At 72.3% G+C, this 16084-nt stretch carries 15 protein-coding genes; 7 read left to right on the forward strand and 8 right to left on the reverse strand.

Annotation, left to right across the window (positions count from 1 at the left end):
* Positions 1 to 7: 7 nt before the first annotated feature.
* Entirely contained in the window at positions 8 to 1051 is a 1044-nt protein-coding gene (locus tag ACZ4VF_RS30150; protein ID WP_467929919.1) for an ABC transporter substrate-binding protein, read from the reverse strand.
* A 116-nt stretch (positions 1052 to 1167) separates the two neighbouring features.
* Here ACZ4VF_RS30150 and ACZ4VF_RS30155 point away from each other — a divergent pair, with 116 nt between their 5' ends.
* A complete protein-coding gene (locus tag ACZ4VF_RS30155) occupies positions 1168 to 1629 on the forward strand; it encodes a hypothetical protein (RefSeq protein ID WP_467929920.1) in 462 nt (153 codons plus the stop codon).
* Positions 1630 to 1647: 18 nt separating this feature from the next.
* Here the strand turns inward: ACZ4VF_RS30155 and ACZ4VF_RS30160 are convergent, their stop codons facing one another.
* The 4 genes from ACZ4VF_RS30160 to ACZ4VF_RS30175 are packed head-to-tail and all read right to left on the reverse strand — an operon-like array spanning position 1648 to position 7296.
* Positions 1648 to 2808 (reverse strand): acyl-CoA dehydrogenase family protein, encoded by a 1161-nt coding sequence (locus ACZ4VF_RS30160; RefSeq protein WP_467929922.1) that lies wholly within the window; start codon positions 2806 to 2808, stop codon positions 1648 to 1650.
* Between the two features lie 5 nt (positions 2809 to 2813).
* Complete coding sequence (locus ACZ4VF_RS30165; protein WP_467929923.1) at positions 2814 to 3758, reverse strand: hydroxymethylglutaryl-CoA lyase; 945 nt, start codon at positions 3756 to 3758, stop codon at positions 2814 to 2816.
* A complete protein-coding gene (locus ACZ4VF_RS30170) occupies positions 3755 to 5668 on the reverse strand; it encodes an acetyl/propionyl/methylcrotonyl-CoA carboxylase subunit alpha (protein ID WP_467929924.1) in 1914 nt (637 codons plus the stop codon). The genes ACZ4VF_RS30165 and ACZ4VF_RS30170 overlap by 4 nt, the downstream gene beginning before the upstream one ends.
* An 11-nt stretch (positions 5669 to 5679) precedes the next feature.
* Positions 5680 to 7296: a carboxyl transferase domain-containing protein gene (locus tag ACZ4VF_RS30175; RefSeq protein WP_467929925.1), complete on the reverse strand. Its 1617-nt coding sequence runs from the start codon at positions 7294 to 7296 to the stop codon at positions 5680 to 5682.
* Positions 7297 to 7404: 108 nt separating this feature from the next.
* Here ACZ4VF_RS30175 and ACZ4VF_RS30180 point away from each other — a divergent pair, with 108 nt between their 5' ends.
* The 4 genes from ACZ4VF_RS30180 (at position 7405) to tesB (ending at position 10800) form a co-directional block, all read left to right on the forward strand.
* The gene (locus ACZ4VF_RS30180) at positions 7405 to 8001 is read left to right on the forward strand and encodes an SACE_7040 family transcriptional regulator (RefSeq protein ID WP_467929927.1); all 597 of its coding nucleotides are present in this window, start codon (positions 7405 to 7407) and stop codon (positions 7999 to 8001) included.
* A gap of 121 nt (positions 8002 to 8122) precedes the next feature.
* Positions 8123 to 8344, forward strand: coding sequence for a hypothetical protein (locus tag ACZ4VF_RS30185; protein ID WP_467929928.1), 222 nt, complete (start codon positions 8123 to 8125; stop codon positions 8342 to 8344).
* A 397-nt stretch (positions 8345 to 8741) separates the two neighbouring features.
* A complete protein-coding gene (locus tag ACZ4VF_RS30190) occupies positions 8742 to 9899 on the forward strand; it encodes an acyl-CoA dehydrogenase family protein (RefSeq protein ID WP_467929929.1) in 1158 nt (385 codons plus the stop codon).
* A 34-nt stretch (positions 9900 to 9933) separates the two neighbouring features.
* Positions 9934 to 10800 carry an acyl-CoA thioesterase II gene (gene tesB, locus ACZ4VF_RS30195; RefSeq protein ID WP_467929930.1) on the forward strand — a complete coding sequence of 289 codons (867 nt, stop codon included), beginning with the start codon at positions 9934 to 9936 and terminating at the stop codon, positions 10798 to 10800.
* An 83-nt stretch (positions 10801 to 10883) separates the two neighbouring features.
* Here tesB and ACZ4VF_RS30200 read toward each other — a convergent pair whose 3' ends face one another.
* Positions 10884 to 11084, reverse strand: a complete 201-nt coding sequence (locus tag ACZ4VF_RS30200) for a hypothetical protein (RefSeq protein WP_467929932.1) — start codon at positions 11082 to 11084, stop codon at positions 10884 to 10886.
* A gap of 374 nt (positions 11085 to 11458) precedes the next feature.
* On the opposite strand from ACZ4VF_RS30200, the gene ACZ4VF_RS30205 reads away from it, so the two are divergent.
* A complete protein-coding gene (locus tag ACZ4VF_RS30205; RefSeq protein WP_467929933.1) occupies positions 11459 to 11830 on the forward strand; it encodes a hypothetical protein in 372 nt (123 codons plus the stop codon).
* A 124-nt stretch (positions 11831 to 11954) separates the two neighbouring features.
* On the opposite strand, the gene ACZ4VF_RS30210 is transcribed toward ACZ4VF_RS30205, so the two are convergent.
* Together ACZ4VF_RS30210 and ACZ4VF_RS30215 are read right to left on the reverse strand one after the other, a co-directional pair.
* Positions 11955 to 12743 carry a phosphatase gene (locus tag ACZ4VF_RS30210; protein ID WP_467929934.1) on the reverse strand — a complete coding sequence of 263 codons (789 nt, stop codon included), beginning with the start codon at positions 12741 to 12743 and terminating at the stop codon, positions 11955 to 11957.
* A 79-nt stretch (positions 12744 to 12822) separates the two neighbouring features.
* On the reverse strand, positions 12823 to 14421 hold the full coding sequence (locus ACZ4VF_RS30215) for a PucR family transcriptional regulator ligand-binding domain-containing protein (protein WP_467929935.1): 1599 nt from the start codon (positions 14419 to 14421) through the stop codon (positions 12823 to 12825).
* 174 nt (positions 14422 to 14595) lie between these two features.
* Between ACZ4VF_RS30215 and ACZ4VF_RS30220 the strand changes: the two genes are divergently transcribed.
* Complete coding sequence (locus ACZ4VF_RS30220) at positions 14596 to 16059, forward strand: sodium:solute symporter family protein (protein WP_467929937.1); 1464 nt, start codon at positions 14596 to 14598, stop codon at positions 16057 to 16059.
* The last annotated feature ends 25 nt before the right edge of the window (positions 16060 to 16084 follow it).

The raw sequence follows: 16084 nt of genomic DNA on the forward strand, positions 1-16084 counted from the left end.
CCGGAGGTCAGCTGACCTTCTCGGCCTTCTCCAGGGCCTCGGCCAGGTTCGTCAGCAGCGGCACGCACTTGTCGTACGACAGGATCGGCTCGGGGGAGCGGGGGATGACCTGCCCGGCCTTGACCGCGGGCAGCTTCTTCCAGGTGGCCTTGGTGATGTCGGCGGGCTGGATGGCCGAGGAGCGGTCGTCCATCATGATGAGGTCGGCCCGGTACTTGTCGACGTTCTCCCAGCTGAGGGACTCGTACCAGCCGCCCTTCTCCTTTGCGCTCTCCGGCGGCTCCACGAAGTTCACGCCGAGGGCCTTGAAGTACTCCAGGTCGATGGAGAGGTTGGTGCCCGAGACGTAGAACAGCTGGTCGCTCGCGGAGCCGGCCATCACCTTGATGTCGGGCTTGGCCTTGGCGGCGGCGCGCAGCCGGGCGGCCGCGTCCTCGAACCGCTTCCTGGCGTCGGTGACCTTGGCGGCCTTCATGTCCGCGCCGAGCGACTCCGCGAGGTCCCACATGCGCTGGAGGGGCTGGGTCAGCTGGCGGTCGTAGACGGAGACGCCGACACTGGGGGCCAGCTGGGCGATCTTCTTCTTCGACTCCTCCGGGACGTACCAGAGGGTGCCGGCGTCGTCGAACATCGTGCTGATGAGCACGTCCGGGGCGAGGGAGGCGTACTTCTCGATGCTGAACTGGCCCCAGGCGTTGCCGAGGACCGTCACCTTGCTGATGTCCATGTCGCCGGCCTGGACGTCGGCCTTGCCCGCGGTGGTCCTGGTGGGACCGAAGACGCCCTTCACCTGGATGCCGTAGTCGTACAGCGCGGCCCCGACGCCGGTGAACGCGACGATGTTCGCGGGGACCTTGTCCAGCTTCACGGTCGTGCCGCGGTCGTCCTTGAAGGACCAGGGGCCGGACGTGCCGGCCTTCCCCGCCGAGCCGGCGCCACTGTCCTTGCCCTTGTCGTCCCCGCAGGCGGCGAGCGCGGCACCGAGTCCGAGGGCGCCGCCGGCGGTGAGCAGGCCGCGGCGAGTGAGGTGGGTGGCACGGGCAAGGGGCATGGGTATGACTGCTTTCGACCGGGGCGGAGCGCCCGCCGGACACGTTCCAAGGTAGGTTAGCCTAACCTCAGCTGATGTCCAGGGGGGCGACTCCGTGCCGGTCCTAGGATGAGCCCGTGATCACCTCGTCCCGAAGGCTCGCACGTCGGGCCGCCGTTCTCCTGATGCTCCTGATGCCGGCCGCCGGATGCGCCCTCGTGGACGACACGGCCACGGTCTCGGTGCGCCAGGTCGTCGGCACCTGGAGGGCGGCGGACGGCGAGACGCTGACGTTCGCCGGCGACCGCACGTTCACGTCCACCGGCCTCGACTCCAAGAGGCTCGTCGACTACTCCGAGCTGTGCCCCGGAAAACGGGCCACCGGCACCTGGTCGTTCTTCGCCGACCAGGGCGATGGCGCGTACGGCACCAGCGACAAGGCCGGCTCGGGCTCCGAACTGGGTCTCGACTTCGACGAGGAGCCGTCCGGATCCTGCTCGTTCTCGCTGCTGGTGATCGACGGCGGCGCGACCCTGTGCGCCACCGTCGACCCCGACGACCCCTGCGGCCCCGACGTCCGCTTCACCCGGCGGAAGTGACCCTCGGCCCGCCGGCCCTCAGCCCGCCAGCCCCAACTCCCGTGCGATCAGCATGCGCTGGACCTCGCTCGTGCCCTCGCCGATCTCCAGGATCTTGGAGTCGCGCCACATGCGGGCCACCGGGTACTCGTTCATGAAGCCGTAGCCGCCGTGGACCTGGGTGGCGTCGCGGGCGTTGTCGACGGCGACCGTGGAGGAGTAGAGCTTGGCCAGGGCCGCCTCCTTCTTGAAGGGTTCGCCCGACACCAGGCGGGAAGCGGCGTCGCGCCAGGCCAGACGGGCCGTGTGGGCCTTCATCTCCATGTCGGCGATCTTGAACTGGATGGCCTGGTTGGCACCGATCGGCCTGCCGAAGGCGTGGCGTTCCCTGGCGTACTTCACCGACTCGTCCACACAGCCCTGGGCCAGGCCGGTGGCGAGGGCCGCGATGGCGATCCGGCCCTCGTCCAGGATGCGCAGGAACTGGGCGTAGCCGCGCCCCGGTTCGCCGAGCAGGTTGGCCGCGGGGACGCGGACGTCGGTGAACGACAGCTCGCGGGTGTCGGAGGCGTTCCAGCCGACCTTCGAGTACGGCGCCGCCACCGTGAAGCCCGGTGTGCCGGAGGGGACGATGATGGCCGAGATCTGCGGGCGGCCGTCCGGTTTGCGGCCCGTCACGGCGGTGACGGTCACCAGGCCCGTGATGTCCGTGCCCGAGTTGGTGATGAAGCACTTCGTGCCGTTGATGACCCATTCGTCCGTGTCCGGGTCCAGGCGGGCCGTCGTACGGGTCGCCCCGGCGTCGCTGCCGCCGTCCGGTTCCGTCAGGCCGAACGCGCCCAGGATCTCGCCCGAGCACAGGCGCGGCAGCCACTCCCGCTTCTGCTCCTCGGTGCCGAACAGGTGCAGCGGCATCGCGCCCAGCGAGACGCCCGCCTCCAGGGTGATCGCCACCGACGAGTCGACCCGGGCCAGCTCCTCCAGGGCGATGCCGAGCGCCAGGTAGTCGCCGCCCATCCCGCCGTACTCCTCCGGGAACGGCAGCCCGAACAGGCCCATCCGGCCCATCTCGCGGACGATCTCGTACGGGAACTCGTGCCGCTCGTAGAAGTCGCCGATCTTCGGCGCCACCACGTCGTGGGCGAACTGCTCGACCGTACGGCGGAGTTCCTCCAGCTCGGGGCTGAGGCGGTGGTCCATGCTGATCACTGGTCCTTGTGGGAGAGAGCGCGGACGGTACGGGACGGGCTGGGCCGGTCCAGGTGGGCGGCCATCCACACGCTCGTGGCGGTCAGACGGCCGAGGTCGACCCCGGTCTCGATGCCGAGGCCGTGCAGCATCCAGACGAGGTCCTCGGTGGCGAGGTTGCCGGTGGCGGACTTGGCGTAGGGGCAGCCGCCGAGCCCCCCGGCGGACGCGTCGACCGTGGTCACGCCGTGCTGCAGCGCGGCCAGCGTGTTCGCGAGCGCCTGGCCGTAGGTGTCGTGGAAGTGCACGCCGATCTCGGGCGTCGGCACCCCGTTCTCGTTCAGCAGCGCGAGCAGTTCCAGGACGTGCCCCGGGGTGGCCACCCCGATCGTGTCGCCCAGGCTCAGCTCGTCGCAGCCCATGTCCCGCAGCGCCGTGCAGACCCGGGCCACCTGGTGCAGGGGGACGGCGCCCTCCCAGGGGTCGCCGAAGCACATCGAGACATAGCCCCGTACGTGCACCCCCTCGTCCTTCGCCCGCCGCACCACCGGCGCGAACACCGCGAGGGACTCGTCCAGCGTGCGGTTGAGGTTGGCCTTCGCGAAGGACTCGGTGGCGCTGGCGAACACGGCGACCCGCTCGGCACCGAGGGCCAGCGCCCGGTCCAGGCCGCGCGAGTTGGGGACCAGGACCGGGAGTTCCACCCCGGACAGGTCGCTCACCAGCGGGTACAGCTCCTCGGCGTCCGCCAGCTGGGGCACCCACTTGGGGTGCACGAAGCTCGTCGCCTCGATCGTCGTCAGGCCCGAGTCGGCCAGCCGGCGGATGAACTCCGCCTTGACCGACGTCGGTACGGCCATCTTCTCGTTCTGCAGACCGTCCCGCGCCCCCACCTCGTGGATCCGCACCCGCGCGGGCAGGCCCGGGGCCGGTACGACCATGGGCAGACCGTCGGCACTCATTCCGCCGCCTCCTTGGGGGCGATGACGGCCAGCACCTGGTCCATGGCGACCGTCGCGCCGGGCCGCACGTCCAGCTCGGCGACCGTGCCGGCGTGCGGGGCGGAGATGACGTGCTCCATCTTCATCGCCTCCACCACCAGCAGGCTCTGTCCGGCGGCTACCTCGTCACCCACGGCGACCTTCACCACGGTCACCGTGCCGGGCATGGGGGCGGTGAGGGAGTCGGCGCCCGCGTGGGCCGCCTGGTTCAGCGACGCGGCCACCGGGTCGTGGTCGCGCACCAGCCAGGCGTCGCCGTCCCGGCCGATCCAGTCACCGGCGCGGTGGAAGGTGTGCCGTACGCCGTCCAGGGTGACGCTCACCCGGTCCCCGGTGACGGTGTGGGCGCCCCGGGGGGCGTACGTCAGGGGTTCGTGCACCCGGAGGGGGAAGGCGGGCGGCTTCGGGGTGCCGCCGAGGCGCCAGCCGCTCGGCACCGAGAAGGGGTCCGTCCAGCCCTCCGCGCGCGGCTCCAGCGCCTCCATCCGTACGGCCGCCGCCGCCTCGTACACCTCCTCCGGCACGTCCGTGGAGACCAGCTCGTCCACCACCCGCTCGACCAGGCCCGTGTCCAGCTCGCCCGCGACGACCGCCGGGTGGGCCAGCAGCCGGCGCAGGAAGCCCGCGTTGGTCGGCACCCCCAGCGTGACCGTCTCCGCCAGGGCCGAGCGGAGCCTCCTGAGCGCCGTCTCCCGGTCGGGGCCGTAGGCGATCACCTTGGACAGCATCGGGTCGTACAGGCTGCCCACCTCGGTGCCCTCGCTGAGCCCGGAGTCGGTGCGCACGCCGTTCCCCTGCGGCTCGTTCAGCAGCAGGACCGTGCCGCCGGAGGGGAGGAACCCGCGCGCGGGGTCCTCCGCGCAGATACGGGCCTCCACCGCGTGCCCGGTCAGCCGCAGCTCCTCCTGCGCGAAGCCCAGCCGTTCCCCGGCCGCCACCCGCAGCTGCCACTCCACCAGGTCGAGACCGGTGACGAGTTCGGTGACCGGGTGCTCCACCTGGAGACGGGTGTTCATCTCCATGAAGTAGTACTGCGTGGGGTCGCCGCCGGGGACGATGAACTCCACCGTGCCCGCGCCCCGGTACCCGCACGAGCGTGCCGCCTGTACGGCCGCCTCGCCCATCGCGGCCCGGGTCCTGTCGTCGAGCAGGACGGACGGCGCCTCCTCGATGATCTTCTGGTGCCGGCGCTGGAGGGAGCACTCGCGCTCGCCGAGGTGGACCACGTTCCCGTGGCCGTCGGCCAGCACCTGGATCTCGATGTGCCGGGGCCGGTCGATCCACCGCTCCACCAGCAGGGTGTCGTCACCGAAGGAGGCGCGGGCCTCGCGGCGGGCGGCGGCGATCTCCTCCTCCAGGACCGACAGGTCCCGGACCAGCCGCATGCCCTTGCCGCCACCGCCCGCCGAGGGCTTCAGCAGCACGGGCGCGCCCAGCTCACGGGCCGCCTCGGCCAGTTCCGGGTCGCGGCCGCCGGGCACCACCGGCACCCCGGCCGCCTTCACCGTCTCCTTGGCGCGGATCTTGTCGCCCATGAGGGCGATCGCGTCGGCCGACGGGCCGATGAACACCAGCCCCGCCTCCTCGCAGGCGCGCGCGAAGGCCGCGTTCTCCGCGAGGAAGCCGTACCCGGGGTGCACCGCCTGGGCGCCGGTGCGGGCGGCGGCGTCCAGCAGCCGCTCCACCGACAGATAGCTCTGGGCGGCCGGCGCCGGGCCGATCCGTACCGCCGTGTCGGCCTCCCGGACGTGCCGCGCGTCGGCGTCGGCGTCGGAGAAGACCGCCACCGAGCGCACGCCCAGCGAGCGGAGCGTACGGATGACGCGTACGGCGATCTCGCCCCGGTTGGCGACCAGCACTGTGTCGAACACGGTTCCCCTCCTCACATCCGGAAGACGCCGAACTGGGGATCTCCCAGCGGCGCGTTGGCGCAGGCCGTCAGGGCGAGTCCGAGCACCTGACGCGTCTCCAGCGGGTCGATCACGCCGTCGTCCCACAGGCGGGCGGTGGCGTAGTAGGCGTTGCCCTGGCGCTCGTACTGGGCGCGGATGGGGGCCTTGAAGCTCTCCTCGTCCTCGGCCGGCCAGTCCTCGCCGCGCGCCTCGAGCTGGTCGCGCTTGACCGTGGCGAGGACGGACGCGGCCTGCTCGCCGCCCATGACGGAGATCTTGGCGTTGGGCCACATCCACAGGAAGCGGGGGGAGTAGGCCCGGCCGCACATCGAGTAGTTGCCCGCGCCGTAGGAGCCGCCGACGACGACGGTCAGCTTCGGCACGCGCGTACAGGCCACCGCCGTCACCATCTTGGCGCCGTGCTTGGCGATGCCGCCCGCCTCGTAGTCCTTGCCGACCATGAAGCCGGAGATGTTCTGCAGGAACACCAGCGGGATGCCGCGCTGGTCGCACAGCTCGATGAAGTGGGCGCCCTTCTGGGCGGACTCGGAGAACAGGATGCCGTTGTTGGCGACGATCCCGACCGGGTGGCCGTGGATCCGGGCGAACCCGGTGACCAGGGTCTGCCCGAACTCGCTCTTGAACTCGGCGAACCGGGAGCCGTCGACCACGCGCGCGATGATCTCGCGTACGTCGTAGGGGGTGCGGGAGTCGACGGGGACGGCGCCGTAGAGCCCGTAGGGGTCGACCTTGGGCTCGACGGCCGGCCGGACCTCCCAGGGGAGGGACTGCCGGGCGGGCAGGGTGGCCACGATGTCCCGGACGATCCGCAGCGCGTGCGCGTCGTTCTCGGCGAGGTGGTCGGTGACCCCGGAGACACGGGAGTGCACCTCGCCGCCGCCCAGCTCCTCCGCGGTGACGACCTCGCCGGTGGCCGCCTTCACCAGCGGCGGGCCGCCCAGGAAGATCGTGCCCTGGCCCCGGACGATCACGGCCTCGTCGCTCATCGCCGGGACGTACGCCCCGCCGGCCGTGCACGAGCCGAGGACGGCCGCGATCTGCGGGATGCCCGCGCCGGACATCCGCGCCTGGTTGTAGAAGATCCGGCCGAAGTGGTCCCGGTCCGGGAACACCTCGTCCTGCATCGGCAGGAAGGCCCCGCCGGAGTCGACCAGGTAGACGCACGGCAGCCGGTTGTCCAGGGCCACCTCCTGGGCGCGCAGGTGCTTCTTCACCGTCATCGGGTAGTACGTGCCGCCCTTGACGGTGGCGTCGTTGGCGACGATCACGCACTCGCGCCCGCTGACCCGCCCGATCCCGGCGATCACGCCTGCCGCCGGGGCCTGACCCTCGTACATCCCGTCGGCCGCGAGCGGTGCCAGCTCCAGGAAGGGCGAGCCCGGATCGAGCAGTGTGTCCACCCTGTCCCTCGGCAGCAGTTTGCCGCGCGCGGTGTGCCGGTCCCGTGCCTTCTCCCCGCCGCCGAGGGCCGCCGCGGCCAGCTTGCCGCGCAGCTCCTCCACGAGCGCGAGATGGGCTCGTTCATTGGCCCGCCAGGCCTCCGACGCGGGATCTGCCGCGCTGTGGAGCTCCGGTGCCTCGTGCATCCTTGCGGTCCCCTCACCCGGTGATCGAACCTGTGATCCGGTGTTAATGAGCGTTAACCATTGCGACCAGGTTAACGACCGCTAACCTCGCTGTCTAGAATTGTCTGCATGGCCAGCAGAACCGACGCCCCCACCCGCCGCGAGCAGATCCTCAAGGAGGCCGCGCGACTCTTCGCCGAGCGCGGATTCCACGGCGTCGGCGTCGACGAGATAGGCGCGGCGGTCGGCATCAGCGGCCCCGGCCTGTACCGGCACTTCCCGGGCAAGGACGCGATGCTCGCCGAGCTGCTCGTCGGCATCAGCGGGCAGCTGCTGACCGGGGCCAGGCGGCGGCTGGCCGAGGCCGACGGGGTGCCCGCGGCCCGTGTCCTCGACTCCCTGCTCGAGGGCCACATCGACTTCGCCCTGGACGACCGCCCTCTGATCACCCTGCACGACCGCGAGCTGGACCGCCTGCGCGACAGCGACCGCAAGCTGGTGCGGCAGCTCCAGCGGCAGTACGTCGAGCTGTGGGTGGAGGTGGTCCGCGAGGTGTACCCGGGCCTGACCGAACCGGCCGCCCGCTCGGCGGTCCACTCGGTCTTCGGCCTGCTGAACTCGACCCCCCACCTGGGCCGTGCCGGCACGCTTCCCGGCCGGGGGGCCATGGGGGCCCTGCTGCACCGGATGGCGCGGGGCGCGTTCGAGGCCGCGGGCGAGGAGTAGTCCGGCCGGACCGTCCACGCGGGTCGGCCCCAGGACCCGATGCCCCTTCGCACCCGAGGGGAGGGGGAGCCGTGACGACCGGCACGGCCGGAAACGCGACGGCGCGAGAGCACCGCGAGCGGTGGCCGTGCTCGCCGTCGCGGGGGTGCCGACCGCGGCGGCCGGGGGCGACCGGGTGCGGGACTGCGCCGAGGGGCGGGCCCTGGCCGGGACGGGCGACGCGATCGGCTTCGAGCACGCGCGCGGCCGTGAGTACCGGGTGGGCCCGCCCCTGCGGACCGGTGTCGGCGGAGCGCCGCTCACGGTGCTACGACGCGGTGGCTCCACGCGCCGCGGGGTGTGAAGGGGCTGCGCTACGGCGTGCTCACACCGCGGGAGAGGGGGCTGCGGCCTCCTCGTCGCCGACGACGAGCGGCTCGCCCAGGACGGCCCGGCACGGGTCGGCGCCGAGTGCCCCGTCGTGGTGCCGCCGCACGTGAGCGCGCGTGCCTGTGTCCTCGCCCCCGTCCGGGTGACCGGCCCCGTCCGCGACGACCCTTCCGGATACCGCGTCCGGTACCGCCGGGGATCGGCCGAGTGCCGCCAGGGCCTCGCCCGGGACGCCGGGCTCCGCCTCCGGCCGGAGGATCCCCGGGCGTGACGAGCGTTACGGCGGGATCCCCCTGGACGGGCTTCCGTACTCGCCGGTACGGTTGAGTGAGCAAGCGCTTAGACATGCCGAGGTACGTGGAGGTGGCGGCGTGCGCCGTACGGTGTTCAACGAGGATCACGAGGCGTTCCGGGAGACCATCCGCGCCTTCATCGAGGCCGAGGTCGTCCCGGTCTACGACGAGTGGTTCGCCGCCGGCCAGGCGCCGCGCGACTTCTACTACAAGCTCGGCGAGCTGGGCGTCTTCGGCATCAGCGTGCCCGAGGAGTTCGGCGGCGCGGGCATCGACAGCCACAAGTTCGAGGCCGTCCTCTACGAGGAGACCGCCCGCGCCGGCGTCCAGTTCGGCGGCTCCGGCGTGCACGTGCTGCTCGCCCTGCCGTACCTGAAGATGCTGGCCACCGACGAGCAGAAGAAGCGCTACCTGCCGAAGTTCGTCACCGGCGAGGAGATGTGGGCCATCGCGATGACCGAGCCGGGCACCGGCTCCGACCTCGCGGGCATGAAGTCCACCGCCAAGCTCTCCGAGGACGGCACGCACTACGTCCTCAACGGCGCCAAGACCTTCATCACCGGCGGTGTCCACGCCGACCGCGTGATCGTGTGCGCCCGCACCGCCGCGCCCACCGCCGAGGACCGCCGGCACGGCATCTCCCTGTTCGCCGTGGACACCAAGTCCGAGGGCTACTCCGTCGGCCGCAAGCTGGACAAGCTCGGCCTGAAGACGTCCGACACCGCCGAGCTGGCCTTCGTCGACGTCAAGGTCCCGGTCGAGGACCTCCTCGGCGAGGAGAACAAGGGCTTCTACTACCTCGGCCACAACCTGGCCTCCGAGCGCTGGGGCATCGCCTTCGGCGCCTACGCCCAGGCCAAGGCCGCCGTCCGGTTCGCCAAGCAGTACGTGCAGGAGCGCACCGTCTTCGGCAAGCCGGTCGCGCACTTCCAGAACACCAAGTTCGAGCTGGCCGCCTGCCAGGCCGAGGTGGACGCCGCCGAGGCCGTCGCCGACCGCGCCACGGAGGCGCTGGACGCCGGCGAGCTGACGCCCGCCGAGGCCGCTTCCGCGAAGCTCTTCTGCACCGAGGTCGCCCACCGCGTGATCGACCGCTGCCTCCAGCTGCACGGCGGCTACGGCTACATGAACGAGTACCCGATCGCCCGCCTGTACGCGGACAACCGCGTCAACCGCATCTACGGCGGCACCAGCGAGATCATGAAGACGATCATCGCCAAGGACATGGGCCTGTAGGACGCCGGGCACCACTGGCCGGTACAACCCACCCATGAGCCAGGCACTCCAGGATCTCCTCGATCTGCTCGACCTGGAGCAGATCGAGGAGGACATCTTCCGCGGCCGGTCCCGCTTCGCCGTCGTACCCCGCGTCTTCGGCGGGCAGGTCGCGGCGCAGGCGCTGGTCGCCGCCGGGCGGACGGTCCCCGCGGACCGGCCCGCCCATTCCCTGCACGCCTACTTCCTGCGCCCCGGCGACCCCGGCGCGCCGATCGTCTACACCGTGGACCGCATCCGCGACGGACGGTCCTTCACCACCCGCCGCGTGGTCGCCGTCCAGCACGGCAAGCCGATCTTCCACCTGTCGGCGTCCTTCCAGGCGCACGAGGAGGGCCTGGAGCACCAGGCGCCCATGCCGTCCTCGCCCGACCCGGCGTCCCTGCCCACCTCCCAGGAGCGGCTGCGCGGTTACGGCCACCTCGCGCCGGAAGTGGTGGAGCGGTTCCTCGAGGCCCGCGAGGCGATCGACCTGCGGTACGTGGACGAGCCGCCGTACGGGCAGTTCGGCGAACCGCGCGAGCCGCACAGCCAGGTCTGGTTCCGCACCAACGGCAAGCTGGACGACGATCCGCTGCTGCACGTCGTCCTCGCCACCTACGTCTCCGACATGACCCTGCTCGACTCGGTGCTGCTCGCACACGGGCGCGGCGGCTGGGCCGTGGGGGACGTCGTCGGGGCCTCCCTGGACCACGCGATGTGGTTCCACCGGCCCTTCCGCGCGGACGAGTGGCTGCTGTACGACCAGGAGTCGCCGTCCGCGCACGGCGGCCGCGGCCTCGGCCAGGCCCGTATCTACACCCAGGACGGGCGGCTCGCCATCTCGGTGATCCAGGAGGGCGTGGTCCGCGTCCCGCGGTGACGGTCCGCGGCCCCGCCGTACGCGCCAGGAGGCGGACGGAAACCCCTTCCGGGGTCCCCGTCCGCCTCCTGCCGTGTGCCGGGTCAGTCGAGGTAGCCGCCGACGTGGGCGCAGCCCGCGTCGCCCCAGACGGCGTGCGTGTCACCGGCCGAGGCGCCGCCGCCGGACTGCCAGCAGTAGCTGATGTCGCCGCCGTCGTCGCCGCCGTGTGCCGCGGCGGGGGCGGCGGCCACGAATCCGGCCGCGAGCAGACCGGTGAGAACGAGGGATATGCGCCTGAGCATGGAGTGTCTCCTTGTCGTCGGGGGACCTGTCCCCGACTCTCCGGCAGGGGCCGCCGGCCCGCACGCCGGAAGGTACGACCGGGTGGTGCCGCGCCGTATCGCGCCGTAGCCCTCCGTTTCGCGCCGTTTCGCTTCTGGTTTGCCCCGAGATGACGTGTGACCTATGGGGCATTAGGCTCTCTGAGTGAAAGCCGCAGCGAACGGCATGCCCTGTGTACCCCGGTACCACGAGGAGCCTGAGGCCGTTCCGTTCATCCGGCTGCGGTGACACCTGAAGACCGCGCCGCATCTTCCCCTTCTCGCAGCGGCGTGGCCATCCGCCTCGCGCCTTCCCCCGGGAGCCGCGAGAGACGATGGAGATGGAAGGTATTCCCATGCGATCACAGCGCACGAGGCGTCTTGTCGCGTTGTCCGCCTCCGGCCTGCTGCTGGCCGGCGGAGCCGCGATCGGCACGGCCGGGACCGCCTCTGCCGCGGACCACAGTGACCACAGCTCCTACAGCAGCAGCTGGGGAGACGACGACAACGGACGTCACCACGGCGACTACGGCTGGTGGGGCGACGATGACGACGACTACGGCTACGGCGGCGACCACGGCGGTTACGGCGGCGACTACGGCGGCGACCACGGCGGTTACGGCGGTGGGGACCACGGCGGCTACGGCGGTGGCGACCACGGCGGTGGCGGCTACGGCGGTGGCGGCCATGGCGGAGGCGGCAACGGAGGAGGTGGCCACGGTCACTGACCGATTTGGACCGAACGCGAACTGACGAGACGTCGAACCGGCAGGACGTGCGGCCCCGTGTCACGGGACCGGACGTCCTGTCACCGCGTCAGGCACCGCGGGGTGCGCGGTGCCGGGCGACGGTTCAGGCCAGGCCCGCCTCCGCGAGCAGGTACGCCGTCATGGGGTCGTAGTGACGCGGGCTGACCACATGGTCGTCCATCGGCACCACGACCTGCACGGTGCCCTCCGACTCGGCCAGGAAGAGCGCCGGGTCGTTGCTGTCGGCGTACCCGACGGAGTCCACCCCGTGCTGCCCCGCGTACCCGGCCCAGCCGTGGTCGGCGACCACGAGGTCCGGCAGCGGGCGCCCCTCCCGCTCAAGTCCCGTCAGAACGGCCCGCATCGGCTCGCCCGAATGGGTGTGCCACAACGTCGCCCCGTGCTCCAGCACGGCGACGTCCGCGAACTGCATGACATACCCCTCGTCCGTCTGCAGCCCGTCCGGGATGACGACGATCTCACAGCCGGCGGCGCGCAGCGCGGCGGCCGTGGCCCGGTGGACGTCCAGCAGGCCGCCCGGGTGCCCGGTCGCGAACAGCACCCGTTGCCGTCCCTCGGCCGCCTTGCGCAGCCGCGCCGCCATCCTCTCCAGCGCGTCCACGGTCAGCTCGGGGTCGATGGTGTCCTGGCCGTACCGGTGCTGGGGGTCGTCGTCGACCCCCACCCGCTCGGCCATGACGGCGAGCACGTCCTGCTCGTCCGTCCAGCGGTCGCCCAGCTCCAGGCCGAACCAGTAGCCCCGGACACCGTTGGCGAGCTGGCGGTAGTGGGAGAGGTTGTTCTCGCGGGGCGTGGCGACGTCCCCCGCGATTCGGGTGCGCACCAGGTGGTCGACGAGCTGGGCGCGGCTGGGTGTCCCGGGTATCGGCATGCCTCCCATTGTGGAGCAGCACCCGTCCCGCGTCCTCGGCATACCGCCCGCTGGGACCGGGGTCACTCGGTCCCCGCGCTCAGCTCTGCCGCAGCGCGAACCACAACTCCATGCGCACGTCCGGGTCGTCCAGATCGGCGGTCAACAGCGCGGCACAGCGGGCGATCCGCTGCCGCACGGTGTTGCGGTGCACGCCCAGCGCCACCGCCGTACGGTCCCAACTGCCGTGCAGGGACAGCCAGGTGCGCAGCGTCTCGGCGAGCGCCGGCTGACCGTCCAGCGGCGCCAGCAGCGTACGGGCGTGCGTCTCGGCGTCCGCCCGCGGCACCAGGTCCTCCAGCGCCGGCCGGGCGGCGTGCCGGACCAGCGCGGTCCGGGTGGCCCGGGCCCGGGCGAGGGCACGGGCGGCCTGGGTGTCGGCGGCCGGCCACTCCCGCGGCCCGGTCGCGGCACTCACCCCGAGCGTCCAGCCCGGCTGCGGCCCGGGATCCCGGTCCGCCGGCACCAGCACCCGTACGACGTCGCCGGCCAGGTCGACCAGCGGTGAGCCGAGGGCGGCGCCGAGCGCGGAGGCGGCGACCGCGTCCGGGGCCTGCGCCTCCGGTCGTGCGCGCACGACCAGCCACTCGCCCGGGCCGAGCAGGGGGGCCACCTCCTCGGGCGGCGCGCCCAGCAGCAGCCGTACGAGCGCGGAGGACCGGGCCGCGCCGGTCCCGCTCTGGTGCTCGCCCGTCAGCAGGGACAGCAGCACGGCGGCGACGGAGGCGATGGTGTGGTCGCCGGGTTCGCGGCGCGGGGTGGCCACGCCGAGCACGAAGCCCTCGCCGGCGCCGAGGGCGTAGACGGCGAGCTGGGTGGCGGTGGCGCCGTGGGTGTCGGTGGCGGAGGCGGGGGTGGCCGGTGCGGCGGCGGGCTTCGTCCGGGCCGGCGGGGTGGCCGGTGCGGTCGCGGAGCCCGGTGCGGGGTCCGGGCGGCCGGGCCGGTCCGGTGCCGTCGCCGCCCTGCCCGCCGGCCGCACCACCCCGGCCAGCTCCGCCAGCGCCGTGAGCGCGCTCCGCGGTGTCTCCCGGCCCGCCCCCGCGATCTCGGTGCCGTCGGGCCCGTACAGCACGGCGCGGCCGCCCAGGCGCTGGGCCAGCTGGCGCAGCACGGAGGGGACCGGATCCGGCCGGGACGCGGCCGCCGCCAGGCTCTGCTGGGCCTCCGTGACCCGGCGCAGCTCGGCCAGCCGGGCCTGTGCCATCAGCTGCCACACCGCGCGGGCCACCCCGGAGAACGTGGTCTGCGGCGGGACCTCCAGCAGCGGCAGGCCGTACCGCTCGCAGGCGGCGACCAGGGCGCGCGGGACCGTGTCGTGCACCGGGGCGAGCCCGAAGCCGAGGGCCGCGCCGCCCGCCGCGACGATCCGGGAGACGTAGTCGTCGAAGTAGGTGCCCGAGCCGGCGGCCTCCGGGATGTGCACCCCGGCCGTCAGCAGCAGCTCGCCGCCCAGCAGGTACGGGTACGGGTCGGCCATCTCCGAGGTGTGCGCCCAGTGGATCACCGTCCCCGGGCCGTCCGGCCCGGCGATCTGCCGCAGGGCGAGGTCCTCGCGGGCCAGCAGCGCCTGGAGGGGTACCGGTGGGGTGGGTGGGACCGCTGGGGCGACCGGCTCCGGCATGGTGTGCGTTCCCTCCATCCCGTCCCGTACGTATGGATGAAACGTACACTTCGCAGTCGCTTTCCGGCCACCTACTGTCGAGTGAGCACGGCAGCCGCGGGTACGGGCGGATGTCCCCGCGAGCCGCTGCCGACCACCCCCGTAGCACCTGCACGACACGCCACCGGACAGTGAGCGAAGGAGGGCCGCCCCATGGCCGTCGACTACACAGTGATCGTCGTCTATCTCGCCGGCATGCTGGCGATGGGCTGGTGGGGCATGCGCCGCGCCCGGTCCAAGAGCGATTTCCTGGTGGCGGGCCGGCGCCTCGGCCCCGCGATGTACTCCGGCACCATGGCGGCGATCGTCCTGGGCGGCGCCTCCACCATCGGCGGGGTCGGCCTCGGCTACCGGTACGGCCTCTCCGGCGCCTGGATGGTCTTCACCATCGGCCTCGGCCTGCTCGCCCTGTCGGTCTTCTTCTCGGCCCGCATCGCCCGCCTGAAGGTCTACACCGTCTCCGAGATGCTCGACCTGCGCTACGGCGGACGGGCCGGCGTGATCTCCGGCGTGGTCATGTGGGCGTACACGCTGATGCTGGCCGTCACCTCGACCATCGCCTACGCCACGATCTTCGACGTCCTCTTCGACCTGAACCGCACGGTCGCGATCATCCTCGGCGGCTCGATCGTCGTCGCGTACTCGACCCTCGGCGGCATGTGGTCCATCACGCTGACCGACATGGTCCAGTTCGTGGTCAAGACGATCGGCGTGCTGCTCCTGCTCCTGCCGATCGCGGTCGTCAAGGCGGGCGGCTTCGGCGAGATGAGGGCGAAGCTGCCGACGTCCTACTTCGACCCGCTGGGCATCGGCGGCGAGACGATCTTCACCTACGTCCTGATCTACACCTTCGGCATGCTGATCGGCCAGGACATCTGGCAGCGCGTGTTCACCGCCCGCAGCGACAGGACCGCCAGGTGGGGCGGCACGGTGGCCGGGACCTACTGTCTCGCCTACGCCCTGGCCGGCGCGGTGATCGGCACGGCCGCCAAGGTGCTCTACCCCACGCTCGGCAGCCCCGACGACGCCTTCGCCACCATCGTCAAGGACGAACTCCCCGTCGGCGTGCGCGGCCTGGTGCTGGCCGCCGCCCTGGCCGCCGTGATGTCGACCTCCTCCGGCGCCCTGATCGCCTGCGCCACGGTCGCCAACAACGACATCTGGTCGCGGCTGAAGGGTGCCGTGCGGCGCGACGGCGCGGAACACGACGAGGTCAGGGGCAACCGCGCCTTCATCCTCGTCATGGGCGCGGCGGTGATCGGCACGGCGATCGCGCTGAACAACGTGGTCGAGGCGCTCACCGTCGCCTACAACCTCCTCGTCGGCGGACTGCTCGTGCCGATCCTCGGCGGTCTGCTGTGGAAGCGCGGCACGGCCCAGGGCGCGCTGGCGTCGGTGGCCGTCGGCGGCCTCGCCGTGATCGGCCTGATGGCCGGCTACGGCATCCTCGCCGACGAGCCCGTCTACTACGGCCTGGCGGCCTCCCTCGTGGCCTACCTCGCCGTCTCCCTGGCGACCCGGCCCACCGACGAGACGATCCTCGCCGTCTGGCGGGAACGCCTCGCCGGTGGCCGGTCCTCCGAACTCCCGTCCGAACCGGCCCCGGCTCACCAGTAGAGTCGTAGGGATAGCAGTACATGCG

Source organism: Streptomyces sp. NPDC029151, assembly GCF_055564315.1.

What these genes read in the sequence shown, in the direction of transcription:
- ACZ4VF_RS30150 (WP_467929919.1), bottom strand. Translation starts at nt 1,051, where the DNA reads ATGCCCCTTGCCCGTGCCACCCACCTCACTCGCCGCGGCCTGCTCACC.
- ACZ4VF_RS30180 (WP_467929927.1), top strand. Translation starts at nt 7,405, where the DNA reads ATGGCCAGCAGAACCGACGCCCCCACCCGCCGCGAGCAGATCCTCAAG.
- ACZ4VF_RS30205 (WP_467929933.1), top strand. Translation starts at nt 11,459, where the DNA reads ATGCGATCACAGCGCACGAGGCGTCTTGTCGCGTTGTCCGCCTCCGGC.
- ACZ4VF_RS30210 (WP_467929934.1), bottom strand. Translation starts at nt 12,743, where the DNA reads ATGCCGATACCCGGGACACCCAGCCGCGCCCAGCTCGTCGACCACCTG.
- ACZ4VF_RS30175 (WP_467929925.1), bottom strand. Translation starts at nt 7,296, where the DNA reads ATGCACGAGGCACCGGAGCTCCACAGCGCGGCAGATCCCGCGTCGGAG.
- tesB (WP_467929930.1), top strand. Translation starts at nt 9,934, where the DNA reads ATGAGCCAGGCACTCCAGGATCTCCTCGATCTGCTCGACCTGGAGCAG.
- ACZ4VF_RS30200 (WP_467929932.1), bottom strand. Translation starts at nt 11,084, where the DNA reads ATGCTCAGGCGCATATCCCTCGTTCTCACCGGTCTGCTCGCGGCCGGA.
- ACZ4VF_RS30165 (WP_467929923.1), bottom strand. Translation starts at nt 3,758, where the DNA reads ATGAGTGCCGACGGTCTGCCCATGGTCGTACCGGCCCCGGGCCTGCCC.
- ACZ4VF_RS30160 (WP_467929922.1), bottom strand. Translation starts at nt 2,808, where the DNA reads ATGGACCACCGCCTCAGCCCCGAGCTGGAGGAACTCCGCCGTACGGTC.
- ACZ4VF_RS30215 (WP_467929935.1), bottom strand. Translation starts at nt 14,421, where the DNA reads ATGGAGGGAACGCACACCATGCCGGAGCCGGTCGCCCCAGCGGTCCCA.
- ACZ4VF_RS30220 (WP_467929937.1), top strand. Translation starts at nt 14,596, where the DNA reads ATGGCCGTCGACTACACAGTGATCGTCGTCTATCTCGCCGGCATGCTG.